This is a genomic window from Pantoea sp. At-9b (genome assembly GCF_000175935.2).
Taxonomy (GTDB): domain Bacteria; phylum Pseudomonadota; class Gammaproteobacteria; order Enterobacterales; family Enterobacteriaceae; genus Pantoea.
Genome location: NC_014838.1, coordinates 77,018 through 103,627, shown reverse-complemented (window position 1 = coordinate 103,627; position 26,610 = coordinate 77,018). Strand labels below are relative to the sequence as shown.

26 protein-coding genes are annotated in these 26,610 nt (G+C 56.5%); 8 read left to right on the top strand and 18 right to left on the bottom strand.

All coding sequences use genetic code 11. The features are described 5' to 3' along the window. Positions 1 to 2 precede the first annotated feature (2 nt). The 4 genes from PAT9B_RS20665 to PAT9B_RS20650 all read right to left on the bottom strand — a co-directional run bounded on the left by PAT9B_RS20665 (position 3) and on the right by PAT9B_RS20650 (position 3,937). Entirely contained in the window at positions 3 to 722 is a 720-nt protein-coding gene (locus PAT9B_RS20665) for an ABC transporter permease (protein WP_013511214.1), read from the bottom strand. A 12-nt stretch (positions 723 to 734) separates the two neighbouring features. Continuing rightward, positions 735 to 1,580 (bottom strand): transporter substrate-binding domain-containing protein, encoded by an 846-nt coding sequence (locus tag PAT9B_RS20660; RefSeq protein ID WP_041526031.1) that lies wholly within the window; start codon positions 1,578 to 1,580, stop codon positions 735 to 737. Between the two features lie 16 nt (positions 1,581 to 1,596). Next, the gene (locus PAT9B_RS20655) at positions 1,597 to 2,793 is read right to left on the bottom strand and encodes a M20 family metallopeptidase (RefSeq protein WP_013511212.1); all 1,197 of its coding nucleotides are present in this window, start codon (positions 2,791 to 2,793) and stop codon (positions 1,597 to 1,599) included. A 262-nt stretch (positions 2,794 to 3,055) separates the two neighbouring features. After that, positions 3,056 to 3,937: a LysR substrate-binding domain-containing protein gene (locus PAT9B_RS20650; protein WP_013511211.1), complete on the bottom strand. Its 882-nt coding sequence runs from the start codon at positions 3,935 to 3,937 to the stop codon at positions 3,056 to 3,058. Positions 3,938 to 4,042: 105 nt separating this feature from the next. Here PAT9B_RS20650 and PAT9B_RS20645 point away from each other — a divergent pair, with 105 nt between their 5' ends. Continuing rightward, a complete protein-coding gene (locus PAT9B_RS20645; protein WP_013511210.1) occupies positions 4,043 to 4,747 on the top strand; it encodes an SDR family oxidoreductase in 705 nt (234 codons plus the stop codon). Positions 4,748 to 4,839: 92 nt separating this feature from the next. Here the strand turns inward: PAT9B_RS20645 and PAT9B_RS20640 are convergent, their stop codons facing one another. Next, positions 4,840 to 5,625 (bottom strand): helix-turn-helix transcriptional regulator, encoded by a 786-nt coding sequence (locus PAT9B_RS20640; RefSeq protein WP_013511209.1) that lies wholly within the window; start codon positions 5,623 to 5,625, stop codon positions 4,840 to 4,842. Between the two features lie 158 nt (positions 5,626 to 5,783). Between PAT9B_RS20640 and PAT9B_RS20635 the strand changes: the two genes are divergently transcribed. From PAT9B_RS20635 to PAT9B_RS20620, 4 genes are read left to right on the top strand one after another with little or no spacing between them, the layout of a single operon-like run. Next, complete coding sequence (locus PAT9B_RS20635; RefSeq protein WP_013511208.1) at positions 5,784 to 7,913, top strand: TonB-dependent siderophore receptor; 2,130 nt, start codon at positions 5,784 to 5,786, stop codon at positions 7,911 to 7,913. Next, a complete protein-coding gene (locus PAT9B_RS29410) occupies positions 7,907 to 8,776 on the top strand; it encodes an ABC transporter substrate-binding protein (RefSeq protein ID WP_013511207.1) in 870 nt (289 codons plus the stop codon). The genes PAT9B_RS20635 and PAT9B_RS29410 overlap by 7 nt, the downstream gene beginning before the upstream one ends. Beyond that, entirely contained in the window at positions 8,773 to 10,755 is a 1,983-nt protein-coding gene (gene fhuB / locus PAT9B_RS20625) for a Fe(3+)-hydroxamate ABC transporter permease FhuB (protein ID WP_013511206.1), read from the top strand. The genes PAT9B_RS29410 and fhuB overlap by 4 nt, the downstream gene beginning before the upstream one ends. A gap of 8 nt (positions 10,756 to 10,763) precedes the next feature. Next, positions 10,764 to 12,356: a cyclic peptide export ABC transporter gene (locus PAT9B_RS20620; RefSeq protein ID WP_013511205.1), complete on the top strand. Its 1,593-nt coding sequence runs from the start codon at positions 10,764 to 10,766 to the stop codon at positions 12,354 to 12,356. Here PAT9B_RS20620 and PAT9B_RS20615 read toward each other — a convergent pair. Further along, on the bottom strand, positions 12,346 to 13,035 hold the full coding sequence (locus tag PAT9B_RS20615) for a DJ-1/PfpI family protein (RefSeq protein WP_150105844.1): 690 nt from the start codon (positions 13,033 to 13,035) through the stop codon (positions 12,346 to 12,348). The genes PAT9B_RS20620 and PAT9B_RS20615 overlap by 11 nt on opposite strands. Positions 13,036 to 13,318: 283 nt before the next feature. On the opposite strand from PAT9B_RS20615, the gene PAT9B_RS20610 reads away from it, so the two are divergent. Next, positions 13,319 to 13,648 (top strand): DNA-binding transcriptional regulator, encoded by a 330-nt coding sequence (locus tag PAT9B_RS20610; protein WP_013511202.1) that lies wholly within the window; start codon positions 13,319 to 13,321, stop codon positions 13,646 to 13,648. 78 nt (positions 13,649 to 13,726) lie between these two features. Here the strand turns inward: PAT9B_RS20610 and PAT9B_RS20605 are convergent, their stop codons facing one another. The 9 genes from PAT9B_RS20605 to PAT9B_RS20565 all read right to left on the bottom strand — a co-directional run bounded on the left by PAT9B_RS20605 (position 13,727) and on the right by PAT9B_RS20565 (position 22,820). Beyond that, complete coding sequence (locus tag PAT9B_RS20605; RefSeq protein ID WP_013511201.1) at positions 13,727 to 15,253, bottom strand: sodium:solute symporter; 1,527 nt, start codon at positions 15,251 to 15,253, stop codon at positions 13,727 to 13,729. After that, positions 15,250 to 15,519: a hypothetical protein gene (locus PAT9B_RS20600; RefSeq protein ID WP_013511200.1), complete on the bottom strand. Its 270-nt coding sequence runs from the start codon at positions 15,517 to 15,519 to the stop codon at positions 15,250 to 15,252. Before PAT9B_RS20600 ends, PAT9B_RS20605 begins: the two co-directional genes overlap by 4 nt. A 94-nt stretch (positions 15,520 to 15,613) precedes the next feature. Continuing rightward, positions 15,614 to 16,552: a choline kinase family protein gene (locus PAT9B_RS20595; RefSeq protein WP_013511199.1), complete on the bottom strand. Its 939-nt coding sequence runs from the start codon at positions 16,550 to 16,552 to the stop codon at positions 15,614 to 15,616. Then, positions 16,549 to 17,484 (bottom strand): phosphotransferase, encoded by a 936-nt coding sequence (locus PAT9B_RS20590; protein WP_013511198.1) that lies wholly within the window; start codon positions 17,482 to 17,484, stop codon positions 16,549 to 16,551. The genes PAT9B_RS20595 and PAT9B_RS20590 overlap by 4 nt, the downstream gene beginning before the upstream one ends. Then, on the bottom strand, positions 17,481 to 18,755 hold the full coding sequence (locus tag PAT9B_RS20585) for a Zn-dependent hydrolase (RefSeq protein WP_013511197.1): 1,275 nt from the start codon (positions 18,753 to 18,755) through the stop codon (positions 17,481 to 17,483). The genes PAT9B_RS20590 and PAT9B_RS20585 overlap by 4 nt, the downstream gene beginning before the upstream one ends. After that, entirely contained in the window at positions 18,694 to 19,491 is a 798-nt protein-coding gene (locus PAT9B_RS20580) for a DeoR/GlpR family DNA-binding transcription regulator (RefSeq protein WP_013511196.1), read from the bottom strand. The genes PAT9B_RS20585 and PAT9B_RS20580 overlap by 62 nt, the downstream gene beginning before the upstream one ends. Positions 19,492 to 19,617: 126 nt before the next feature. After that, complete coding sequence (locus PAT9B_RS20575; protein WP_041526030.1) at positions 19,618 to 21,012, bottom strand: amidase; 1,395 nt, start codon at positions 21,010 to 21,012, stop codon at positions 19,618 to 19,620. Between the two features lie 325 nt (positions 21,013 to 21,337). Continuing rightward, a complete protein-coding gene (gene corA / locus PAT9B_RS20570) occupies positions 21,338 to 22,306 on the bottom strand; it encodes a magnesium/cobalt transporter CorA (protein ID WP_041526029.1) in 969 nt (322 codons plus the stop codon). A 43-nt stretch (positions 22,307 to 22,349) separates the two neighbouring features. After that, positions 22,350 to 22,820 (bottom strand): GNAT family N-acetyltransferase, encoded by a 471-nt coding sequence (locus tag PAT9B_RS20565; RefSeq protein WP_013511193.1) that lies wholly within the window; start codon positions 22,818 to 22,820, stop codon positions 22,350 to 22,352. A 62-nt stretch (positions 22,821 to 22,882) separates the two neighbouring features. Between PAT9B_RS20565 and PAT9B_RS20560 the strand changes: the two genes are divergently transcribed. Next, positions 22,883 to 23,425, top strand: coding sequence for a GNAT family N-acetyltransferase (locus tag PAT9B_RS20560; protein ID WP_013511192.1), 543 nt, complete (start codon positions 22,883 to 22,885; stop codon positions 23,423 to 23,425). Here the strand turns inward: PAT9B_RS20560 and PAT9B_RS20555 are convergent. Together PAT9B_RS20555 and PAT9B_RS20550 are read right to left on the bottom strand one after the other, a co-directional pair. Continuing rightward, complete coding sequence (locus PAT9B_RS20555) at positions 23,407 to 23,727, bottom strand: AzlD domain-containing protein (RefSeq protein ID WP_013511191.1); 321 nt, start codon at positions 23,725 to 23,727, stop codon at positions 23,407 to 23,409. The two genes, PAT9B_RS20560 and PAT9B_RS20555, sit on opposite strands and share 19 nt — an antisense overlap. Further along, positions 23,727 to 24,392 (bottom strand): AzlC family ABC transporter permease, encoded by a 666-nt coding sequence (locus tag PAT9B_RS20550; RefSeq protein WP_013511190.1) that lies wholly within the window; start codon positions 24,390 to 24,392, stop codon positions 23,727 to 23,729. Before PAT9B_RS20550 ends, PAT9B_RS20555 begins: the two co-directional genes overlap by 1 nt. A 101-nt stretch (positions 24,393 to 24,493) precedes the next feature. Here PAT9B_RS20550 and PAT9B_RS20545 point away from each other — a divergent pair, with 101 nt between their 5' ends. Continuing rightward, positions 24,494 to 25,042, top strand: coding sequence for a helix-turn-helix domain-containing protein (locus PAT9B_RS20545; protein ID WP_013511189.1), 549 nt, complete (start codon positions 24,494 to 24,496; stop codon positions 25,040 to 25,042). Positions 25,043 to 25,143: 101 nt separating this feature from the next. On the opposite strand, the gene PAT9B_RS20540 is transcribed toward PAT9B_RS20545, so the two are convergent. Then, positions 25,144 to 26,382: an L-dopachrome tautomerase-related protein gene (locus PAT9B_RS20540; protein ID WP_013511188.1), complete on the bottom strand. Its 1,239-nt coding sequence runs from the start codon at positions 26,380 to 26,382 to the stop codon at positions 25,144 to 25,146. Between the last annotated feature and the right edge of the window lie 228 nt (positions 26,383 to 26,610).

The following is a 26,610-nucleotide window of genomic DNA, read 5'->3' as shown; positions in this document are numbered from 1 at the left end:
CCTTACAACCGGGCGCGTTGTTGCCCGCGCATGGCCACTTTTTCCACATAGCGGAAGATAAAATCGGAACAGGTGGTGATGATCAGGTAAATCACCGCCCCCACGCTGTAGAAGAAGAACGGCATTTGCGTTGAGTTAGAGGCGGTCGAAATCTGGTTCATGGTTTCCACCAGACCGGTGACCGAGACCAGCGCAGACTCTTTGATCACCGATTGCCACTGGTTGCCCATACCCGGCAGGGCCGTTTTCAGCGCTTGCGGCACAATCATGCGGCGAAACATCATCAAGCGACCCATACCGGTGACGGTGGCCGCTTCCAGCGTTCCTTTCGGGATGACGTGATACGCACCGCGAAACACACCACTTTGGTAGGCTCCGGAGATCAGGCCAATGGCGATGGCTCCGGCGACAAAGCCGTTCACATCGTATGGCCCGGCAATATCCAGCATTTCACCAAACAAGGCCACCACCTGGCGGCCACCAAAGTAAAACAGGTAAATCACCAACAGTTCCGGCACACCGCGAAACAGCGTGATGTAACCCCCCGCCAGCTTTTGCTGCCAGCGCGATCCACCAATCTGCATCCAGCACAACAGGCTGCCAAGAATTGCGCCCAGCAGCCAGGCGCAGAGAGAAACGGTCACGGTGACCGTGGCAGCATTGAGCAGCACGCCGCCCCAGCCTTCGTCACCAAACCCTAACAGTTGCCAGTCGATAGTCATAAGCGTCAGGCATTACTCCGCAGGCGCGACGTTCTCGCCGAACCACTTGATAGACAGCTGTTTCAGGGTGCCATCTTTGATCATCGCAACCAGCGCAGCATCCAGCGCGGCTTTCAGTTCCGGGTTGTTTTTACGCAGGGCAATCGCCGAGCCCTGGCCCAACACGCCGCCGACAAAACCGTAACCGGTGCTGTTCACGGTATCCGTGTGCTTTTTCACGTAGGCATTGAGGTTAGTACGTGACGCCATCACCGCATCAACACGACCATTCAGCAGGTCAGCGAAGGTTTCCGGGCCACCCTGGTAAGTACGGATAGTGGCGACATCGGCCAGGTATTTATTCAGGAAATCAGCCTGAATGGTCGCGACCTGCACGGCAATGGTTTTACCTTTGAACTTCGCTCGCAGCGCGTCAATCGCTTTGGTCATCCCGGCTTCATCGCCTGCGGTGACCACTTCGTTGTTACCCGGCAGCGTATCCAGCGCACTGCCCTTCAGCGTCACGAAGCCCGAAACACTGACGGTGTACTGATGGGTGAAATCCACCACCTCTTCACGCTTCGGGGTGACAGTAACGGCATCAACCACTGCATCATATTTACCGTCCACCAGGCCCGGGATCATGCCGGACCATTTCTGGGCCACCAGCTCATATTTAAAGCCAACACGCTTTGCCAGCTCTGCCACCATATCCGGCTCATAACCGACAATTTTGCCGCTCGGCGTGGACTGGTTAAACGGAGGGTAAGCCGCTTCGGTAGCAAATTTCAGGGTGCCAAAATCTTTCGCCTGGACCAGAGCAGAAGTAGCAAGCAGCAGCATGCCAACGGAAGCAGTAAAAAGCCCTTTACGCATCATAAAACCTCAAAGTTTGTTATTGATTGTTGGAGAGTAAATCGATGGCTAAACGGGCTAACGCCTGAGTGCCTGCATGGATACTGCGCTCGTCGGGCTGGTAGTCCGAGTTGTGCAGATGATCGTCGCGACCGGGCGCACCGGAACCGATATGGATCTGGCAACCCGGTGCGCGTTCGGTAAACAGCGCAAAGTCCTCAGCCCCAAAACTGGCACTGGGTTTCGCCACAATCGCTTTACCGAACTGGTGCGACAGAATGGTTTCCAGCTGATCAATTAACGCATCGTCATTCATCAGAGGCGGCACGCCGCGCTGATAATTGACCTCGATCCGGGTGTTCAACGCCAGCGCCACCCCGGCACAAATCCGTTTAAACGCTGTCTCGATATGGGCGCGCGTGGCCGGTGATTTGGCGCGGACAGTGCCCTGAATCAGGCAGCTATCGGGAACGATATTGTGTGTAGTGCCACCGTGGATATGACCGACGGTCAATACTGCCGAGTTAGCCGGATCGACTTCACGCGAGATGATGGTCTGCAACTGGGTAATCAGATGCACGGCGGCGATAATCGGGTCCGTGCCCATGTGCGGGCGGGCCGCATGGGTCGACACACCGTGCACCACCAAATCGAACTCATCGCTCGACGCGGTGCTGGCCCCGCGCGTCAGGCCAATTTCACCGGCCGCCAGCTCAGGTTTGTTATGCAGCGTCACCGCCAGATCAACCCCTTCCGCCGCACCATCCGCGATCATCGCTTCGGCACCGCTTTCCGGCGTCTCTTCTGCTGGCTGAAAAATCAGGCGTACCGTGCCATGCAACTGGTCACGGTAGTGCGGCAGAATTGCCGCCACACCAAGCAGGGTCGCTGTATGAATATCGTGGCCACAGGCGTGCATTTTACCGGGATAGTTGCTGCTGAATGGTAGCCCGGTCTGTTCATGAATCGGCAGCGCGTCCATGTCAGCGCGCAGCAGCAAGGTTTTGCCCGGATGCGCGCCGATAATATCCACCATGACACCGATTTTCCCGACGCCGGTTTGCGGTGTCAGGCCAAGGGCCAGCAGTTCCTGCTCGACAATTTTTGCGGTGCGGACAGTATCAAAACCCAGTTCTGGGTGGGCGTGAATATCACGGCGGATAGCGATGAGGTGCGCTTCGAGGCTTTCACTTCTGGCGCTGATTTCCCGGGCCAAATTGGCTTTATGGTCTGTCATGATTACGGTGATCTGTTTTTCAGGCTTACGCCCGGCCTTTATGGCATTTTTATGAAGAAAGTCTCCGTATTTATTCACAGCCCCTGGCAGAATGCAACGCGCAATCTTGCAGGTTACTTGCTGAATTTTCGTGATATTTTGCTAAAACCCTGCGAAAGCAGGATAAAAACCCACGAGAGGGAAATGAACCAGTTATAACATTCATAACTGGAGCGGGATCATCAGCATATCTGATTTTGTTACTGAACAAAAAAACGTGCGATTACTGTGCCAGCAACCAGTCGCGAACCGCGCTGATCGGCGCATGCTGGCGCGGGCGCGAGGGCGCCACCAGATACCAGCCTGCGTCCACCTCCAGCGTTTGCGCAAAATCCTGCACCAACCTGCCATTCGCCAGATCGTTCGCGATAAAGTGTGGGCTGGTCAGGGCGATCCCCTGCCCGCTGATCGCCGCTTCCAGTGCCAGCGCGGTTTGATTAAAACGCAGATGATGCTGATGATTCAGCGTCATCGTGGGGAACTGCTGTGCCAGAAAAGCGGGCCACAGATGATGCCCATCATGCAATAACACATAGCGCAGGCAATTTTCTGGTTGTGTCGGATCCCCCAGTTGCGCCAGTAGCTCAGGGCTGACCACTGCCATTGCCGAGTAACGGAATAACAGCGTAGCCTCCACCCCCGTGCCAAACGGCGGACGGCCGTAACGCACCGCCAGATCCACGCCTTCCTGATGAAACTGCACCAGGCGTTCCGCAGCCAGCACCCGCAGATCGATATCCGGCCAGGCCGCAGTAAACGCAGGCAAGCGCGGCAACATCCAGCGACTGGCAAAGGTCGGGGTGACGCTGAGCGTCAGGTGATGCGGCTCTGGTCGCAGGGTGCGTGTCGCTTCATCAATCAATTCAAATGCCTGACGAATACTTTGCGCATAGCCTCGTCCGGCACCGGTCAGCGCCAGGCTGCGCGGATGACGTTCAAACAATTTCAACCCGAGGCTGGCCTCCAGCCCGCGTATCTGTTGCGCCACCGCGCCCTGAGTCACCTCCAGTTCTTCGGCCGCCAGCCGAAAATTGAGATGACGCGTCACCACTTCAAACACCCGCAACGCGTTTAAGGGCGGCAGGTCGTGAAACCCATTGCTCATCCTGTAGTTTTCCTATCGTCAGGTGCGAAGCAGACTGACTCTCTGATCACGATAAGGATGATTATACTGGCTTTCATCACCTTCACTTGAGAAAGACGTTAAATAATGACTGTAGAAAAAGTTGCAATTATTGTCGCTGGTGGCAGCGGTATGGGTGCCGCAGCAGCGGAAAAGCTGGCAGATGATGGCTACAAGGTGGCGATCCTCTCCTCTTCTGGCAAAGGCGAAGCGCTGGCCGAGCGCCTTGGTGGCTTTGGTGTCACCGGTTCAAACCAATCGGTTGACGACCTGCAAACGCTGGTGGATCGTACCCTGGCACGCTGGGGGCGGATTGATGTCCTGGTGAACAGTGCCGGTCATGGCCCACGCGCGCCGATCCTGGCGTTAAGCGACGAGGACTGGCAGCGCGGGATGGAAACCTATCTGTTGAATGTCATCCGTGCCGTTCGTCTGGTAACACCTATCATGCAACAGCAAGGGGGCGGCAGCATTATCAATATCTCTTCCGCCTGGACGTTTGAACCAACGGATATGTTCCCGACCTCAGCGGTATTTCGCGCCGGACTGGCATCCTTCACCAAAATCGTGGCCGACAGTTATGCTGCCGATAACATCCGCATCAATAACGTCCTACCCGGCTGGATTGACAGCCTGCCCGCCACCGAGCAGCGACGTGATAGCGTACCGCTTAAGCGCTATGGCACTGCGGCGGAAGTGGCCGCCACTATCGCGTTTCTCGCCTCACCGGGCGCGGCCTATATCACCGGGCAGAATCTTCGTATCGACGGCGGCGTGACGCGCAGCGTGTAAAATCCCTGCCACACCGTTGGCGAGCCACAGGCCCGCCGTCGCAAGTGCAACCGCGCGGTTAGCGGGCGTCGATGATTTTCCGGCTGGCGATTTCAGCCTGAAATCCGCAAAAAACGCTGCGGTGTATCGCCCAGCAAACGGCGGAACATCGAGATAAACGCGCTGGGGCTTTGATAGCCAAGCTGGCTGGCAATGCGTAACACCGGCTGGCCCTGTGCCAGCTGGACCAGCGCTTCCGACAAGCGCAACTGCTGCCGCCATTGGGTAAAGGTGATGCCGGTTTGATCGCGGAACAGCCGCGCCAGGGTGCGGGAACTGGCTCCCACGCGGCTGCCCCACTCCTCCAGCGTATCGCTGCTGGCCGGGCTTTGCAGCAGTTGCTGGCAGATGTTCATCAGGCGACGATCGGCGGGCAGCGGTAATACGCACACTGGCCCCTCCGGCGCGCGGCGCAATTCATCCAGTAGCAGTGGCGTGATCAGTTCTGCACGCAGCGGATCAGGATGCGGTTGCAGGCCAATCTCCACCAGCGTCTGCATTAGCGCCTGCAAGAGCGGCGAAATCATCATGCTGCGCGCTTCCGGCCAAAAGGCGCGTGCCACCACCGGTTCCAGATACAAACTCAAACTACGAATATCACTTAACGCCGTGAGCGCATGCGGCACCGTTCCTGGTAGCCATAATGCCCTGCCCGGGGTTAAGGTCCAGGAGGCGGTGTGCGTTTGCACCCGCATCACGCCCTGTAGACACAGTACCAACTGGGCCACTTCATGCGCATGCCAGCGCTCTTCGCGTCCCGCGTGATAATGCATTTCCCGTGTGGTTAATAACGGCAGCGCCGGGGAACCGTCAGCTAACCGTGGTTTGTTCAACACCATTTCACCCAATCCTGTCAGATTGCCGATTGCTGTCTGCTGTGCGTCATTCCAGTGAGTAATCTCGCAAAGCCGCCAGCGGGGCGCTATGAAATAAAATAGGAATGATTATCATTTGTATCACTATTTTAGGGCATTGGACTACATTGGGGATAAATTTAATGCGTCATCGCACTTTTCAGCGCACACCGCTGAGCGCTATGTTGCTGATTCTGTTCAGCAGCGCACCTGCATGGTCGGCAGATAACAATAATACTCACGACAGTACACTGACCGTCACCGCCAACAATAATGTGGATAGCGATGGCGGTGATGCCGACAGCTGGAACCAGGTGGCGAAGAAAGCCGATTCTGCCACCAAAAGCAGCCGTCCGTTAATCGAAACGCCACAAAGTATCTCGGTGATCACCCAAGCGCAGATGGCGTCCCAGGGCGCACTGAACGTGGCGCAGGCCTTGCGCTACAACAGCGGTATCGGCTCAGAAGGTGGCGGTGCGGATTATCGTTTCGATGATATCACTATTCGCGGTTTCTCCGCCGATGAGTACCTCGACGGCCTGCGTTTGCCGACCGTGACTTACTGGTCGCGTCCGAATTTCGATACTTTCCTGCTGGATCGCGTCGAAGTGGTCAAAGGCCCCGACTCCGTCACCTTCGGTCAGGCCAGCCCCGGTGGCGTGGTCAACCTGGTGAGCAAACGTCCGACGGCCGAACCGATCCACCAGATTTTTGTCAGTGCTGGTAATTACAACCTGTTTGAAACTGGCTTAGATCTTTCTGGCGCGCTGGATAACGATGAACACTGGCTGGGGCGTATCACCGGCACCTGGTCACGCAGCGATACTCAGGTCGATTACACCAAATACAAGCACTATGACATCGCCCCGGCGCTGACCTGGCAGCCCAATGATGACACGCGGCTGACGCTGCTTTCCCAATTCCGCAAAGACCCTTACACCGGTTTCTACAACCAAATGCCGCTGGAAGGTTCGCTGATCCACCTGGCGCAGGGCAACTTCTCGGACAGTTTCTACGGCGGTCAGCCTGGTTTTGATTACTATCGCCGCGAGCAGGCCAGCGTTGGCTACGACTTTATGCATAAGTTCGATGACACCTGGAGCGTGCATCAGAATCTGCGTTATCTGCATACCAGCAGCGATTATCAGATGGTCTACCCAACCGGGACCAACGTTGATGGTTCTGCCACCGTCAGCCGAGACAGCATGCGCGTCATCGAGTCATTTAACGCCTTTGATGTCGATACCAATGTGCAGGGCAACCTTTACACCGGCCCGGTGAATCATGCCGTCACCGTGGGCATGGATTATGTGCATGACGATCTGCGGCAGAACAGCGGCTACGGTACGGCGTCGGATATCAGCTATCTCAACCCGGATTACAGCACGCCGGTCGAAAGCCCGGCGATTACCAATCACAACCGTTCCTTTATGACCCAGCTCGGCTTCTACTTGCAGGACAGCATGAAGTGGAATCACTGGATCCTGAATCTCGGTGGCCGTTATGACCAAGCACAAAGCCGCTCGCAGAACTGGGTAGCCGATACCCGTACCGAACTGAACGACTATGCCACTACCGGTCGCGCCGGATTGATGTACCACTTTGATAACGGCATCGCCCCTTATATCAGCTACGGCACGTCATTCCAGCCGCAGTCGGGCACCACTTACGGTGGCGATCCGTTCAAACCGACCAAAGGCAAGCAGTCGGAAGTGGGTATCAAGTATCAGCCGAATGGCTTTAACGCGCTGTTCACTGCCGCACTTTACGACCTGCGTCAGACCAATGTGCTGACCGCTGACCCGGATCACGCGAACTATTCAGTGCAGACCGGCGAGATTCGTTCGCAGGGCTTCGAACTGGAAGGTAAAGCCAACATTACGTCGCGCTGGCTGGTCAATGCGTCTTATGCCCTGACCAACCCGAAAGTGATCTCAGCCAACGATGATACCGAAGGCAAACAGCCGGTGGCGATTGCCCGACAGACCGCCAGCCTGTGGACCGAGTACGCCTTACCTGGCCTGTTTGATGGCATCACCATTGGCGGTGGTGCACGTTATGTCGGCACCAACTACGCCACCACCGACAACAGCCTGAAGGTGCCGGCCAGAACGATCTATGATGCGATGATGCGTTATCGCTGGCAGGACTGGCAGTTGGCGCTGAATCTGCAAAACCTGACCGATAAACAGTACATCAGCAACTGTAACGATCTCGGTTGTCACTTCGGGCTGCGCCGTCAGTTGATCGCCACGGTGAGTTATCAGTGGTAATCAGTCGTCGGCAACTGATTCAGGGCGCGCTGGCAAGCGCTGCCCTGTTTTCTTTTCCTCTGTTGGCTGCCGGTGCGCCACGCTGGGTGATCCTCGACTGGGGATTAACCGAAATGGCGTTGCTGCTGGGGGTCACGCCGGTTGGTGTTGCGGCGACCGACTGGTATCGCCGTTTGTTCAGCCAGCCACACCTGCCACCCCAGGTGGTCGATGTCGGTCTGCTGTTTCAGCCGAACTATGAAACCCTGTTTGAACTGCATCCCACCCAGTTGCTGGTAACGCCTGCACACCGTATGGCGGAAGCTCAACTGTCGCGTATTGCACCCCTGCACTATTTTTCCACCTCCAGCCCGCATCCCTGGCAGCAGGCGCAACAAAATCTGCGATCGCTGGCTGAACTGGCGGGTGATGTGCAGCGCGCTGAACAGGTGATGACAAGTCTGCTGGCACGTCTCGATCAGGCGCGCCAGCACGCCGCGCATTTTCAGCCTCGCCCCCTTTACCTGCTGCATCCGCTGGATACCTTACATGTGCTGGCGCTCGGTCAGGGCAGTTTGTTTAATGACATGCTGGCGTTGTTGGGCCTGGATCACCCCACCCCGTTCGCCGTCAGCGCTCAGGGCATCGCCACACTGGAGCTGGAGCAACTGGCGCAAATGCCGCCCGGCTGGCTGGTGCTACTGCCTTCCTGGCCGGAAGTGGATCTTAACCCGATGCTAAGCTCTCCGCTGTGGCATACCCTGACACGGGGTGGCCATCAGATCGTGGTTTTACCGGATGGCTTATCAACCGAAGGCGGCGTATTGACGGCAGTGCGTTTTGCCGAATCGCTGGTGAGCGCGCTACAGGAAGCTCAGCCATGACCACACGACATCCTGGCTGGCTCGGTATGGCATTGTTCGCTGTGGCGGTGATCCTCAGCCTGCACCAAATCCACCAGCAACTGACGTGGAGTGCGGCCTGGCAGGCATTGCAGACCCGCGATCTCCCCACCCTGGCACAACAAATCTTCCGCCAGATGTGGTTGCCACGCCAGGGGATGGCGTTACTGTGTGGCCTGGCGCTCGGCTTTACCGGCGTGGTAATGCAGCAGGCGCTGCGTAATCCGCTGGCCGAACCGATGACGCTCGGCATTGCCTCCGGTGCCACGCTGGCGCTGTCACTGGCGGCGCTGGTCGGCCCGGCATGGTTGCTGGCCGGACGCGAATGGGTGGCGCTTAGCGGTGCACTGCTCGCCTTTGCCGCCGTGTTTCTGTTGAGTTTGCGCCAGGGGTTTACGCCACTGGCGCTGACGCTGGCGGGCATGCTGGTTAATCTCTATTGCGGTTCAGTCAATCTGCTACTGTCGGTGATTTATGACCGTTCACTGTCTGCCGTGTTTATTTGGGGTGGCGGCACGCTAACCCAGGAAAACGCCAGCCCGCTGTGGTGGTTGTTGCCGCGGGTGATATTGGCGGCACTGCCGGTGTTGTTAATCCTGCGTCCACTGCGGCTGCTGGCATTGAATGAACAGGTTACCCGGTCCATCGGTATGCCTGCGGGTGTCGTGCGCGGCATCGCGCTGTTATCCGCGCTGGTGATCAGCAGCCTGGTGATCAGCGTGGTGGGGGTGATTGGCTTTATTGCGCTGGCGGCCCCGCATCTGGCGGCGCTGACCGGGGCGAAAACCCTGCGACAAAAACTCCTCTGGTCACCGCTGCTGGCCGCAGCTCTGCTGTGGCTGACAGATCAGGGCGTTAGCCGTCTTAACGGCATCGGCGGTCTGTTGCTGCCCACCGGTATGATGACTGCGCTGGCCGGTGGCCCGCTGCTGCTGTGGTTTTTACCGCGTCTGCGTCATATTTTTCAACCCGACGTGAGTGAATCGCACCAACCGCCCTTCCCCACAGGGCGCGCTGCGCTGCTGCCGGTCATCCTGGTGTTTTTTCTGATGCTGGCGGTGTCACTTGATTTCGCCCGGGGCATTCACGGCTGGCACTGGAATTCCCTCAGTGAGCTGCGGGCGATGTTGCCGTTTCGTCTACCGCGTCTATTAGCTGCACTCTCAGCGGGGGTATTGCTGGCGGCGGCCGGGGTGATTATTCAACGCGTCAGCCGCAATCCCATGGCCAGCCCGGAGCTGCTCGGGATTGGTGCGGGCGCATCGCTCGGCATCACGGTGCAACTGCTGGTATGGCCGCTGGGCGGCATCCCTGCGATGCTGACCAGCAGTGCGGTCGGTGCGTTACTCACGCTGGCGCTGACCCTGTGGCAGGCGCGACACTACGCGCTGAACCCACAACGAATGCTGTTGAGTGGGCTGGCGATCACCGCATTGTTTCAGTCAGTGGCGGCGGTGGTGATGAGTAATAACGGCATGGCGGCGGCCATGCTGCGCCAGTTGATGACCGGTTCAACCTATTACGTCAATGCCAGCACCGCCGGTATCGCACTGCTGCTGGCGCTGTTGTTGCTGGCGCTGACGCCGTTGCTGCGCCGGGCTTTGCTGTTGTTACCCTTGAATACCGTGTCACCCTCGCTGGGGCTGAATGTGACACGGGCGCGCTTGCTGCTGATGGTACTGGCGGCGGCGATGACCGGCGTCGCGACATTGATCGTCGGTCCGCTGTCATTTATTGGCCTGCTTGGACCGCAATTAGCCCGGCAACTGGGCGCGCGCAAGCCGCTTGGGCAGTTAGCACTGGCCGTACTGATCGCGGCAGTGTTAATGATGCTGGCTGACTGGGCAGGCAGCAATCTGTTGTATCCACGACAAATTCCGGCCGGACTGATGGCAACGCTGATCGGCGGCCCGTGGCTGGCGCTGTTGTTGTGGCGTCCGCTGAATAGCACAAACTCATAGGAGATGAGGTGGCGATTTACCTGATGTTACTGCGCACTACCGGTGCGCTGTTTTTTCTCGCGCTCGGTTGTAGCGTGGTGGGCGGTTTAAGCAATGCCGGGCTACTGGCGTTGATCAACCAGGGACTCAACGCCAGCGACGCGCAACGTTTGCAACTGGCGTGGCAATTTGGCCTGCTGGCACTACTGATGCTCGGCACCCGCACCCTGAGTCAGTCGTTGTTTATGGCGATGGGGCAGCGCAGTAAAGCGCAGTTGCGCCGAATGTTGGTGCAGCAGGTGGCGGATGCGCGCTATGCCGACCTGGAAACACACGGTATGCCACGCGCACTCAGTATCCTGACCCAGGATCTTGATCAGGTAGTGGTGTTTTTCGTCTCGTTGCCCGCCTTTATTATGTCGCTGGCGGTGATCGTCGGCTGCATGGCCTATCTCGGCTACCTGTCACTGACGGTGATGGCGATTGCTATTGTGACCGTGTTCATTGGCTCGCTGGGTTACAGCTGGGTACATCGCCGCGCACTGCAACTGATGCGTCAGTCACGTCAGCGCGAAGAAACGCTGACAGGCGATGTGAACGCGCTGTTCAGCGGTGCCAAAGAGCTGCGCCTGCACGCCGCACGTAAACAATCGTTCCTGCAAAACCGTTTGTTTACCACCATTGAGCAGGTGCGCGTCGAGCGCACACGCGGTTATGTGCTGTACTCGCTGGCGAACATCTGGGCCAGCGTGTTCTTTTTTGCTTTTATCGGCGTGGTGATGTTTTTGCTGGCGCAGGTGCTGGATCTGCGTGGTGCGGTACTGTCGGGTTTTGCGATGGTGTTTCTCTATATGATTGTGCCCATTGAGAATGCCCTCTCCACCTTACCCAGCCTGACGCTTACCCAGGTGGCCCTGAAGCGCATTAATACCATGCAGCAGCAACTGCCGCCGGAACAAACCCACATCGATGCCGCACCGCTGGCATTTCAGACCTTGCAACTGCGTGACCTGATTTATCATCATGGCGCGACAAACGGCTTTCAGGTTGGGCCAATATCGCTGCAATTCACCCCTGGCGAGCTGGTATATCTTACGGGGGGGAACGGCAGCGGCAAAACTACCCTCGCCCGGCTGATCACCGGCCTGTACCAACCAGATGGCGGCGAACTGTTGCTGGATAATATCGCGGTCACCAACGCCAATCGCGCCCGTTATCGCCAGCTGTTTTCTGCGGTGTTCAACGACTTTCATCTGTTTGATGATCTTCAGGGGATTGATACCTCGCGCTGGAATGACGAGGCTCAGCAACTGCTGGAAGCATTGCAGCTGAAGCATAAAGTGACGCTGGAAAACGGTGTGTTTTCAACCCTGGCGCTCTCCACCGGGCAGCGCAAACGGCTGGCGCTGCTGGTGGCATGGCTGGAAGATCGTCCGTTCTATCTGTTTGACGAATGGGCTGCCGATCAGGACCCGGCATTCCGTGAAGTGTTTTATCACCAGCTACTGCCTGCGCTCAAAGCGCGGGGCAAGACGGTGCTGGTGATCACCCATGACGATCGCTATTTTCACCTCGCCGATCGCTGCCTGAAACTGGAACTGGGCCAGTTAATTAACGCTTAAGCCGTTCTCCTGCCCTTTCGCTCGCCGCACGACGGCGGGCGATAAACTCGGCCATCTGCTGTTTAGCCTGTGCCAACCTTGCCGTTGACGCGCTACGCGGGGAACCACTGTGGAAAGGCGGTGCGGGGTCGTATTCCATCTGCAACTGGATATTCTCCGCCACGTCGCGCCCGAATAGTTCTTCCGCCACCGTCAGCGCAAAATCAATACCCGAGGTCACCCCTGCGCCCGTGATCCGGTTGCGGTCACGCACCACCCGTTCCGCCACTGGCGTCGCCCCCAGCAGGCTTAATTGATCGAGCGAGCCCCAATGTGAGGTGGCGCGGTAGCCCTGTAACAACCCTGCTGCCCCTAGCACCAGCGACCCGGTACAGACTGAGGTGACCCACTGCGCGTTTTCCGCCATGCGACGCACAAAGGCCAAGGTTTCCTCATCATCCATCAAGGCAATCTGGCCCGGGCCGCCGGGGATACAAATCAGATCCAGTGGCGGGCAATCTGCAAAGGTGGTGGTCGGCACAATCGCTAAACCCCGGTCGGACATCACGGGTTGCCGGTCTTTCCATACCAGATAGTTGTTGACGCCAGGCATCCGGGCAAACACTTCCCACGGGCCAGTCAGATCAAGTTGCGTCAGATGAGGGAACAGCAGCAGACCAATATTGAAGGGGGTGGGCATTGCCATTAGCGACTCCTGTCAGGGAATTATCGCTTTATCATGGGCTTATTTGGGGAAAGTTGCATCCGGATTATGTAGATGATTTTTAAACGCTTGATCCCTTGTATCATACTAAGTACCATAGATGGTGTTTTTTCGAGCAAGGAAGCTCTCATCAAATATTAACAAGGAAGCGCTATGGGAAATTACATTTTTAAAGCCGTGGCAATACAAATGATAAACATGACGCCAGAACAGGCACTACTCGCCTTAAAGACAGGGAAAATGAGAGAGGTTAAGTGTGATGGTTGATCATCTAAAAGACTTGCAGGAAATTGCTCACGATTTTAATGAAATCGGTGTGATTTCTGATGATCTGGTGAAACATATAGATGCCCGCGTGCAGTTGCGTGAGCTACGCGCCAGTTTGCCAGTGATAGAGGAGATGAACGGCGAGGCCATACGTTCTTTGCGCGATCGCTTTCATCTCAGCCAGGCCATGCTGGCGCTGTATGTGAATATGTCGGTTGTCACTGTATCAAAATGGGAACGCGGAGAGAAAAAGCCAAATGGTGCTGCGTTACGCGTGCTAAATACGATGGCGATTAAAGGTCCTGACGTGTTCGCGATCTGAGTTTGTATCATTCGTAGCGGCGCGATTTATCGCGCGTTGTTTAAACAGCGCGTAAATCGCGCCGCTACGAAATACGTGTTAATTCAACACCGGTTTTGCCATTGGCTGAGCCGGGCGCTCCGCCAGCGCAAACAGCTCATCCACCCGCGCCTTCTCTTTAGCATCCACCGGCACCAGCACGCCACAGGCAACAAACACCAACAAGTTACCCGCGAGGCCGACGATGCCACTGGTCAGCGAGCCGAGCGCCGGGATGTCATCTGGGAAAAATACCGTCAGCACGATGGCGATAATAATGCCCGTCATCATACCCAACAGTGCCCCCTGCTTGTTACCAAAGCGGCTGAAGATACCGAAGAATAGCGGCACCGCCAGTTGGATAATCCCCTGATAGGAGATTTGCGCCAGCAACTGCAAACGTGAGTAGTTAAAGGTGAAGTAAGCCAACAGCGCCGCCGCGACGATAAATACCACCATGCCGGACTTCGCCAGTACCGTCAGTTGACGATCGCTACGCGGTTTGTTCCAGGTGGCAAGATCATTGGCAAACTGCGTACCACATACCTGCACGCAGCCATCAACATGGCCGATACTTGCCGCCAGTACAATGACCAGCGCCAGTGCCAGCATCCACGGGCCACCCTGATCAAACAAGGCAGTGAAGAAACCGTTCTGCGGATTGGCCTGCACATTCGGGTCCTGGCTCACCGCCGTGGCAAACAACATCAGGATGGCGTAGAAACCGCCCACCAGCAGGATGGTCAGCAATGTCCCCTTCTTCACCGCGCGGATACCGCTGGCAGTGTAAATACGCTGGAAGCTCATCGGCCAACACATCGAACCGACCACACCGGTAAAAATCAGGCTGAACATATACCAGGAACCGTAATGGGAACCTTCCGCCCCCGGGATCTGCAACATGGCAGGCGGCAACGACGCGAGCTGACCAAAACTGTGATCACCGCTGAACAGCAGCACCACACACACCAGCGCGCCGAGGCCATAGGCGATAATCCCCTGATACATGTCGGTCATAATCAACCCTCGCATACCCATGCTGACTGTCCAGTACTGGCGAACCAGGATCAGCAGTACCCCGGCGATCAGGCAGGTCGTCACGCCCCAACGTCCAAAGCTGGCAAACTCCACCAACAACGCCAGCGCCTGAATCCCCATCACTACCCACGGGAAAACACAGATGATGCCAATAATGGATGCGACGCGTTTCACCGCCGGGCTGTTGTAACGCATCCCCAGCAGGTCGGGTTGGGTGGTCAAATTAAAGTGTTGTCCCCACTTCCAGGCACGCCGCGCCATCAGGTACATGGCGGTGACGCCAAGCGTGGAGTAAACCGCACCATAGAAACCAATGACGCCGCTGACCGACAGCGCAAAAAACGCGGTAAATGTCGCGCCCGGCCACCACGAGTTGGTGTAACTCATGGCGATATACCAGGGGCCATAAGAGCGTCCACCCACCGCATAATCGGAAAACGAGGTGCTTTTACGGTTAGTGGCATAAAGGACGGCAATCATGACCGCCAGAAATAAACCGATCATACCAAAGGTAATTAAATAATGTGGTTCTGCGGTGCTAATTTTCATGATACTTCCTCATCCGCGGGAATTTCGCCAAAAGCACATTCAGCGAGATACATCACCCAAAGTCCGACACCCAGAAATACGGCAATAGCCAGCCAGTAAATAATCGGTAACGGAACACCCAGAAATAACGCACTGCTGCCACTGACACTTAAATATAAGGGTGGACAAAGCGCCAGAAGTAATAACGCCAGCAGATAGATGGCAAAGATTTTATTTTTGATACTTATGCGGGCACGCAACTGTTGTGCCATGATCATGGTACTCATAATCCCCTCCGAAATTTACAATGACGGTGTGCGCACTCCTTTACCTGCTGTCAGACAGCCTTCCCCTGTGGTGTTAAAACAAAAAATACAATGATTACAGTGCGCGCAACCAGTTTTCCCAGTCGGGATGGTTTAATACGCTGCGGGCGCGCAATTCTTTCCAACGGCCATATTTAGAGAAATCAAAATCGATATCTGCTACCTGGTGTTGAATAATCGCCCAGGTTGACCACTTCATATCGGCGAGATACTTATGGATTTGCACGCGAGCAAATATCGCGGCATCTACCTTACCAAAATAATCCTCCAGTAATTCAAGTTCGATTTGTGGCGTAAAAAACATCTCGCCAAACCACAGTGCCAGTTCATAACAGCGATCATTATTTGAGGCATATTCAAAATCCACCAGCCGAATATCATTGCTGGCATTCAGCATAAAATTACCCGCCAGGGTGTCATTCATACAAGGCACGCGATCAAGACCCGCTGCTTCCAGCGCCTGCTGTGCACGTTGCGCCTGTTTATGCAACCACACGGCATCGGCAGAGAAAGGGGCCTGTAGTGAGCGCACCTGTTCGATATGTTCACCCAACATATCAAACACGGTTTTGTCCTCGGTCAGCAGGGGCTGATCGTTAAAACTTTTTAGTGCGTGCAACGCCCGATGGCGAATTCCCTGCTGTTGAAAGTCGAGATTGGAGGAGGCGCGCCAGCCGTCAATGAACTCAAAAACCTCCACCCCAAGATCGCGCAGGTAAGCCACCACCGGCACACCATAGCCGGTTTGCGCCGCTTTCAGGCTGGCTTCATGTGCCGTATCGCGATTAATAAAACGTTCTGTGCCTTCGCCAGGAATTTTGACGAAATAGGCACAGGGCGCACCTTCCACGGCCACATGCCAGTTGGCATTGGAAATCCCACCGCTCACCGGGCGATAGTGGATGGTTTTATTCTGCCAGTCTGACATCGCCGCGATCGCCTGTTCCAGACGCTGTTCCTGCCAGCTGACGGCCTGCCCCGGTTGTTTACTCATCGTGTCTGCTCCGCTGTCAGGGTTAACCAACGTTCAAATCGGGCATCGCGTGCACTCTGGCGGCAACGCAATAACATCCATTGCCCCAGCTTGGCGAATTCGAGTCCGCGCGGGCTGGTGTGGCCGTTCAACATGCCCCACAACGTCCAGTGATAATCATCCACCAGGGCATACAGGCGACAGCGTGCCACATCCGCTTCGTGGCATTCGCCCCGCCAGGCACGAATCGCATCACGCCAGCGATCATCAGTCGGCAACTGTTCATGGATTAAGGTAGCGATATCATGCCAGGCATCACCCTGCGCCGCGTAATCAAAGTCCAGCAGACGCCATTCTCCCTGGCTGTTCACCATCCAGTTGCTGGCAATCGGATCACCGTGAATCAATACCGGGCTGAACGATGTTGCATTTAACGCCTGCCAGGCGAGATCCACGCATTCACCCAACCACAGCATCTCTTGCGGCAACGCGACCTCCAACTGTTGCAGTTGCTGGCGCAGGGTCTGCATGTCCTGCTGACGCGTATGCTGCGGTAACGGCAGGGCGGCCTCATGCAAGCGGTCCAGCGTGCGAGTCAGTGCATCAAACTGCGCCGGATCGCTGAAATGCGCCAGTTTCGCCCAGCGGAAATCCTCCTCCAGTGCAGCAAAAATCAGGACGCCCGCCGCCTCATCGGCATGGCACAACACCGGAGCAATGCCCAATTCACCTGCCTGACGGCTGATTTCAGCGCTACGACGCACATCAAGCAACGCGCGCTGATCTGCACATAACACCTTGGCGTAAAAGCGCTGACCGGCACTCTCCAGCCAAAAGCCCGTCCACTCGGTCGCCAGACGGTGTGGTGAAGCGACACCGGCGGTGCCCGGCTGAATAGTGAAGCGCTGGCCGGGCTGCCATTGCTGCAACACCTGTTCTAAACGCGCACTCATGCCGTCTCCTCCAGAACCAGATCACTCAACAACGCCATCAATAAATCCAGGCCGCGATGTAAATCTTCAGTGGCGGTGTATTCACGTTCGTTATGCGATAAGCCATCCACACTCGGGACGAATAACAAGGTGCTCGGGCAGTGATAACTCAGGCTGATGGCATCGTGCCCTGCCACACTGCGCAACGGTATGGCACTCAGGCCGATGCGATCAGCCTGTTGCAAGGCGCGTTGTGCCAGTTTGCTATCCAGCTGCTGGCGGGGGCGGAACTGTGCCCGATCGAGGCTGACATCGGTCGCCGTGGTCTGAGCAATCGATTGCATCTGCTGGCTGAAACTGACACGCAGTTGCTGCAATAACGCCTCGTCGGAGGAGCGAAATTCGATGTAGACCGTGGCTTCGGAGGTCACCACGTTGGGCGAATTCGGCGCGGTGTCGAGACGCCCCACCGAGGTATGCAGAACGTCACCGTGACGATCCGCTTCGGCACGCACGGCAACAATGGTTTGAGCTGCTGCCAGCAACGCATCACGGCGACGACTCATCAGCGCCGGACCGGTATGGTTCTGCTCACCCCGAAACGTTACCTGCCATTTCAGTGCCGCCCAGGTCTCAGTCACCACGCCAATCTGTTTCTGTTGTTGCTCAAGGTGCGGGCCTTGCTCAACATGCAACTCAAGATACGCCCGCAACGGCAATGCGGCTAAGGCGGTGCCACGATAACCAATCGTCTGCAACGCACTATCGAGCGTGATGCCATCCGCATCGGTGCAGGCCAGCGCCTCCTCCAGCGTCACCGCGCCGGTAAAAAATGCACTGCCAATCAGGCTGGGCTGAAAACGTGCACCCTCTTCATTGGTCCAGTTGACCACCGCCAGATTATATTGCGCCGGCGCAGACTGCTCGCGCAGTTGCCGCGTCAGCGCTGCAACGGTTGCAGCCGCAGCGGTGACACCGTAGGCGCCATCAAAGCGCCCACCCAGCGGCTGGCTGTCGAGATGTGAACCGCACAGCAGCCACGGCGCGCCCGGACGCAGCGTCATCAGGCCAAAAATATTACCGATTTCATCAATTTTTACGTCAAAACCCTGCCGGGTCAGCCAGGTACAGAAAGCATCGCGCACCTGTTGGTCTTCGGCGCTGGCAGTCAGGCGGTGCAAACCACCTGCCGCCGTGGCACCGATGCGGCTGCTGAGTTCAAACAGCGCATCAAATGCCTGATAGTCGCGTGGCGTCATCCGCAGCATTGCCGGGATGGAGGATGTTGACATGTGCGTTCTCCAGACTTGCTACAAAAGCTGCCGGTGGTGGCGCGTTGGTCACTAAGATGTCGACCGCGCTGAACGGCAGCGTGTTGATAAAAGTACGCAGTCCAAATTTGCCTTCATCCGCCAGAATCACGCTCTGGCGGCAGTGCGTGCTCAGCACGCGCCGTAATAACGCCTCCGGTTCTTCGTAGTCCATAAAACCGTTTTCCCGATCCACCGCGCCGATACCCATAAAGGCGATGTCGTAGTGGAACTGCCGGGCAAAATCCAGCGTATGGGGACCGATAAGTGCGTTATCGTTTCGTCTGACGCGCCCTGGTGTTAGCGTCACAACGTTCTCGCTCTGCTGCGTCAGCAACGTGGCGATATCCAGTGAATTGGTGACAATCTTCAGCCGTGAGAAGCGCGTTAATTGTTGCGCCAGCGCCAGCGTCGAGGTGCCGGTATCGAGGAACAGCGCCATGCCTTCCTCCACCAACTCACTCGCCAACTGCCCCATGCGCAGTTTGGCGCGCGGTTTGATCCGACTGCGAATTTGCAGCGGCTGCTCCTCGCTGGGCACCGGTAAAATCGCCCCACCGTGTACCCGGCGCAGTACCCCCTGCTCCTCCAGATACTTCAAATCGCGGCGGATGGTTTCTTCCGATACCACAAACTTCTGCGCCAGTTCGGTGACACGCACCCGTTTGTCGTGGCTCAATACCCGTTTGATCTCATCGAGTCGCGGCTGATTGATCATACTTACCCTTCTGTTTCTGCGGCGAAAACCGCAGTATACCTGTCCGCTGTCTCTGCCTGGCGCGATAAATCGCGCCGCTACAAAAGATCGCGCATCATGGTAGCGGCGCGATTTATCGCGCGACGTTTAAAATTTGGGCTGATGTTGATCCCACGGCATTAACGCTTCCAGCGCGGCACAGAATTGCAATACATCCGCTTCGGCATAACGACGACCGATCACCTGTAATCCCACCGGCAAACCTTCCGGGGTGAATCCGCACGGCACCGTGGCGGCCGGGTTACCGCTCAGGTTGAACGGCCAGGTGAAAGGCGTCCAGCGCGCCCACTCGACCCCACTGTCACCCTCCGGCTGACCTTCAGGAACATGACGGTCGGCAGCAAACGGTAGCACCGGCAGCGTTGGGGTGATCAGCAAGTCCACCTCATCAAATAAGGCATGCACCTGACCGGCAAAGGCCGCGCGTTGTTTTTGCGCATGCAGATAATCCGCCAGTTCAATACGTTGTGCGCGTGCGATCAGGGCGGCAAAGCCGGGGTCCAGCAAGTGCAACTGATGTTGCAAAGCCGCGCCGTAGGCCACACCTCGCCCGCCGCTCCATAGCGTGTCGAACGTCTCGAACGGGCTTTGCCAGCTGAGCGGTTTGGCCGTCAGCGTTACCGGCAGCGCATGGGCCATCTGTTCCACCGCCTGCTCGACGCAGGCCGCGATACGATCATCCACCGGCGTATTAAATAAGGTTGGGCTGTAATGCACGCGCAAAGGCGGCAGCGGCGCATCACATCTTGCCAGCCAGTTTTCGGTTTTCGCCGGGAGCGCCTGGTGATCACGGGCATCCGGGCCGGAGAGCAAGTCGAACAGCAGCGCACTGTCGCGTACCGTGCGGGTCATCGGCCCGGCATGGCTGAGCATCTCGGTGGCTGACCACGGCCAGGTAGGGATACGTCCCAACGAGGCTTTGAGCGCGAAAATGCCACAAAACGCGCCAGGAATACGTACCGATCCTCCGCCATCCGATCCCAGTGCAGCGGGCACCATGCGTGCTGCCACGCTGATCGCCGACCCGGAACTGGAGCCGCCACTGGTCAATGTGGTATCCCACGGATTACGACCGTGACCAAACACCCGTGAAAAACTGGAGCCGGTCCAGCCGAATTCGGTCGTAGCGGTTTTGCCAATAATGATCGCCCCGGCTGCTTTGAGGCGTGCAATGATCGGCGCATCGCTGTCCGGTACGTTGTCCAGTGACGTCAGTGAGCCTTTGGTGGTGCGCAATCCGGCAGTGGCAAACAGGTCTTTAATGCCGAACGGGACACCGTGCAACGGACCACGGAGTTTGCCTTGCTGACGCTCGCGGTCGCAGATTTCCGCTTCCGCCAGTGCCTGCTGATCATAGACATCACCAAACGCATTCAATGTGGGATTGTTGGTTTTAATCTGGCGTAAACACAACGCCACCAAAGCCACACTGCTGCTTTCCCCCTGACGGATTTGCGCTGCTGCGGTTAATAAATCCGGCATTTCCTGCATATTTTACACTCTTCCCGGCTGACTAACTGTTGAGCAGATAGTGGCACAGTCGTAGCAGGATGCAAGACCGAATTATGTTGTTAATGTGGGATATGTTGTATTTATTTCGCGTGTGTAATAGGAAAGCATGATGACGAAAAGCAGCAGAAAATGTCACTCCGATGACGAACGGGTGAATGTTTCGCTGCCTGGTGCGCAGTGGCTGGTACAACGGAGAGTTGACAGGACGTCAGATGGATAATTGCGCGGAATGTGCGACGACACGCAAATCGCCGCTTTACCGTGCACAGTGATAACAAAATCGTTTGATGGCCGATCACAACCAACCCGAACGTTTCAGTCGCCACCACATAAAACCACATATCGTCAGGGTGACGCCCAGTGCCACCGGATAACCAAAATGGGTATGTAACTCCGGCATATCGGCGAAATTCATGCCGTACATGCTGAAAATGATGGTGGGTACAATCAATACCGCGCCCCAGCCCGCCAGCTTTTTGTTCACTTCACTCTGCTGCACCGAAACCAGTGCCAGATTGACCTGCATGGCGCTGGTCAGCATTTCGCGCATGTCTTCAGCATCGATCATCACATGGTGCGCATGGTCCTGCACATCACGCAGGTAGGCGCGCAGATTTTTGGGCACCAGATCTTCATGGAAGCGCACCAGTTGCGGGCAGATTTCGGTCACCGGCATCGCCGCATTGCGCAGCGACAGCAGTTCACGTCGCAGGTGGTAAACCTCTTCCAGCGTATCGCGGTGGAAACGGGTGCTGAACATCTCATCTTCCATCGCGCTGATGCGCTGGCTCAGGCTGGCGGTGATTTTGCTGTAGTTATCTACGATGCAGTCCAGGATGCAGTACATGGCATACGCCGGACCTTCGCTCATCATCGTCTGGTTTTTCTCGGCACGCGCTCGGATACCGCCGTAACCGTCGGTCGAACCGTGCCGCACGGTGATCAGGAAATTTTTACCGAGGAAGAAGTGCGTTTCACCGAAGCTGATCCGTTGCTGAGCATCCAGGTGGGCCGTTTTGACCACCACAAATACCGATTCGCCGTATTGTTCAATCTTCGGACGCTGATGCGCCACCAGCGCGTCCTCAATCGCCAGTTCATGCAGGCTGAACTCCTGTTGCAGCGTCTGCATAAAACTCGCGTCAGGTTGGTATAAACCCAGCCAGACAAAGGTGTTGTCCTCTTTCAGCACCTCACTGATGTCACTGATATCGACATTTTCTTCACGCTGTCCGTGGCGGTAGACCACACAGTTAATCACCATCTTTTTCAGATCCTTCCAAGGCTGACGTCCTGTAATCATAGTCTTAAAGCTCCCGCACCATCTCAACACAGGGCAACGCCGCCCCCGCCAGGGCCGAATGATAAAGGCTTTCTCTCACCCTGCTGAACCCATGGCGTAGATAGAAGCCACAGGCGTTAGGGGTCGCCGCCAGCGTTAATTGGGTAAAACCTCGCTGGCGCGCTTCCGCGATCAGGGTTTGCATGATCGCACTGGCGTAACCTTTTCCGTTACACACCGGCAGGGTAAAAATCGCCTCCACGCTGCCGCAGCTCAAATCGAGAAAACCGGTGGCGGCCACCCCATGGTCAGGGTCGTCCACCACAAAGAAGGGGTTGCCACGCACCGCCTCGAAATACCCCTCTGGCAGGGTATCGGGCGTCCAGGCGGTAATCACCTCTGCGGGATAAACCGACTGGCAACCGTGACGAATAGCAAGATTACGAATCCGCCACAAGGCGGCGGTTTCATCAGTACGCGCTAAACGAGGTGTCATGGTGTCTCCAGGTGTGCTTATAATCCGAAAACTCTGTCAGGAAGATGAATGAGGTGATGCCAATGCAACTGTTTTCATCGCGACTGTTTCTGCGCCCGGTTGAAGCACGGGATCTGCACACGCTGTTCACCATCTATGGCGATCCCACCACCAACATGTACAATCCAGCCGGCCCCTTTCCTGATCTCACTTTTACTGAAGAAGTGTTAGCACGTTGGCTGGCGCACTGGCAATCCTATCCGTTTGGTAACTGGGCGATTTGTCTGCGCGAGCGATCCGACGAGGTGATAGGGTTCGGTGGCTTAACCGTGCGCGAGTTTGCTGGCAGGCCGGTAAACAATCTGGGCTACCGACTGGCAAAAACGGCGTGGGGCAAGGGCTATGCAACTGAGTTTGCCCGCACGGTGATTGCCTATGGATTTAATCACTGCCAGCTACCGGTGATTGATGCTGCGGTGCGGGAAGATCATCTCGCCTCGCAGCAGGTGCTGGAAAAGGCGGGTTTACGCTGCTATGACCGGATTGAAGACATCCCCGGAGCGCCCGCCAGTCTGGTCTATGAGTTACGCGCGCCGCACTGGCGCGATCAGGGCACGCCCAGATAACGCAGGATGGCCGTCATCAATGCAGCCCCAATGATCACCACAATCAACGGGGCTTTGCGCCAGGCGAGAAACACCGCAAACAACACCCCGGCGATGCGCGCCACCCCAGCAAAATGCGTCCCCTCAAACAACGCGGTGGTAACCGCCACCGCCAGCAGCAGGACGGTAGCCGCATCGGACAGCATACTGCGCGCCCGCTCGGACATCTGCATACGGCTACCGAGGCGGAAACCGGCAAAGCGGATCAGGTATGTTCCTGTAGCCAGCAGCGCGATGCCCGCAATCACTAATCCATTTTCCATTATTTACGCTCCCGCCAGCTCAACAAACCCAACAACGAAAACAGCACCGGCATCCCGGCAGGGACAAAGGGGGTCACCAGCACTGACAGCAGCGCGCCGAGCGATGCCGGCACTCGCGTGCGACGCTGACGCAGGGCCGGGAAAATCAACGCAATCAGGATGGCCGGAAACACCGCATCCAGACCAATCACCGAGACATCCGGGATAAAGCGCCCAATCACCGCCCCACTGATCACGCTGAGCGGCCAAATGGCAAAGATACCCAGGCCGCAAATCCAGTAGGCTGTGCGACGCTGCGCCAGTTTGGGCTGGGAAATACCAAAGACCACGCTTTCATCGTTCATAATGTGGCAGCCAAACAGCGCGCGACCGCCCTGCCCGACCAAATCTTTTACCGCGATACCAAACGGCAGATGACGCGCATTGACCAATAAGCCTGCCGCTGCGGCCGTCAACGGACTACCGCCACCGGCAACAATCCCGATAAACAGAAATTCAGAGGCTCCGGCCAGCACCAGGGTAGACAGCGCCATGGGCACCCACAGCGGGAAACCATCAGCCACCGCCAGTGAACCATAAGAAAGACCAACGATACCGTCAGCCAGACAGACGAGGAAAATCGCCTTTATCACCCCTTTATCCAGAGGCACTGCTCCCAGACGCATAACAAAATCATCTCATATCGAACAAGAAAGCCGTTATAATGAACGCCCCGACATCGTTTTACAAGATGAACATATGTTCGTTATAACGAACAGGAGTAGTTGTGACCCCGCCGATTGACATCATTGCCGCCGGATTAGTGCGTGAGCGCCAGCGCGCCGGACTCTCGCTGACAGAAGTGGCACGCCGCGCCGGTGTCGCCAAATCCACCCTTTCTCAGCTGGAAGCCGGCAACGGCAATCCCAGTATCGAAACGCTGTGGTCGCTGTGTGTCGCGCTGAATATTCCGTTTGCCCGCCTGATGGAGCCGGAAGTGAAGCGTTTGCAGGTCATCCGCAAAGGTGAAGGGATGGTCGTTTCTGCGGAGCTGGCGGACTACCAGGCCGCGCTGCTGGCCAGTTGCCCACCGGGTGGCCGCCGCGATCTCTATCTGATCACCAGCCAACCTGGTGCACCACGCGCTTCGAAGCCGCATCCGCCGGGTTCGGTGGAACATGTCATTATCGCGCAGGGCCGGGCGTTAGTCGGCCCCAGCGATGCACCGGTACTGCTCGGTCCCGGCGATTATATTTGCTATCCCGCTGATGAACCGCATCTGTTTGAAGCGCTGGAACCGAATACCCTGGCCGTGCAGTTGTCGGAACAAAATTAATGACTGACGCGTAGCGGCGCGATTTATCGCGCTTGTTTTTAAACCCCGCGCGATAAATCGCGCCGCTACGGAATCAGCCAATATTTGCCGTCAGTACAGGATTATTTTGCGGTATAAGGCGTGCCACCCACGTGCACTTTATAGATGCGGAAATTCGGCACGGCCGGGTTATCAAAATTCATCTCGCCGCCCACCCAGCTATTAAGGTGATTGCTGACAAAATAGAGATCGCCGTGCGGTCCCCAGCCAATGGTATCAGGCCAGGCAATCGCCTCACTGGTGACAAACGGCGTGACTTTGCCGGTTTTGCCATCGCGCTTCATCAGACCGTTCAGCGTCAGTGCCGTCAGGTACAGATTGCCCTGTCGGTCCGCCGTGATGCCATCCGTATTGGACGGTAGCACCGTGTCTACCTTGATCGCCTGTTCGATCTGCGCTTCGCTGTTGCCGAAATTACGCAGCACGGAAGTCGGCACTTTCAACAGTCGATTGCCGGTGAGGTTCGTCCAGTAGAGGGTTTTCTTGTCGCCGGACAGCGCGATACCGTCTGCACCGGTCAGCATCGGATTGGCTTTGCCGTCTTTATCCTTCAACACCTTTTCACCATGAATGCTGAAGGTGAAACCGGGTTGGTCATTGACCCATTCCGGCGCAGATAGCACCCGTTTTGCCTCCCCGGTCTTCATTTTGTACACCAGTAACCCGCCTTTCAGCGGATGACACATGATGCCGGAATCCGTGATATACACCACGCCCGCATCGTTATCCACCGCGACGTCGTTCAGGAAGGAACAGGTAAAGTCGACCTGATCGTTGGTAAAGGTATAGCGCGCCACTTCCTTGTTTTTATTCAGATCCCAGGCGACTAATTTTTCATCTCCCGCTTTATTGGGGGCACCCGCGATATGGCCCTGGTCGAGAATCCACATCACGTTGTTGCGATCGATCTCAAACCCCAGCACCGCTTTTAAACCCTGCGGATTATGCACATCGTTCATCGCTACACTGGGAAACGGTTGCAGTAACCAGCGTCCATCTTTTTTCACCAGTTTCGACAACGTCGCCGGGACTGCCGCACCACCCCAACGGGCGGTACTGACGTAAAGGTTGCCATGCGCATCGACTTTTACGCCGTGTAGCATCGCTTTGGTGTCATTTTTTTGCCAGGCCGCCTCCGCCGCCGGATCGTTCAGGTCATACGGCAGGCGATTCCATTCTGCGACGACGTCCAGCTTAGGTTGTGCTGCCGCCAGCGCGGGCAACCCGGCTCCGGCAGCGGCCAACAGCAGGACCCATACCGCCCGTTTAGTTACCGGATATGAGGGAGATGCATAGAACATAATTTTACCCCTGAAGGATGGTTTTATTGTGATTATTTGTCGATTTCTGACATGTCAGAATTTAGCATCCCCTTACAGCAGGTAAAGTGGGCATCTGATGATTTTGCCTACGCCATCACAAAATGTATTTCAGTCATCAGCACGGCTGATAGCGGGTATCAGCAAACATGATATGTGATCTTTTGCTGATTTTTGGCTTACTTCAGGTGCAGGTAACGCCTGACAAGT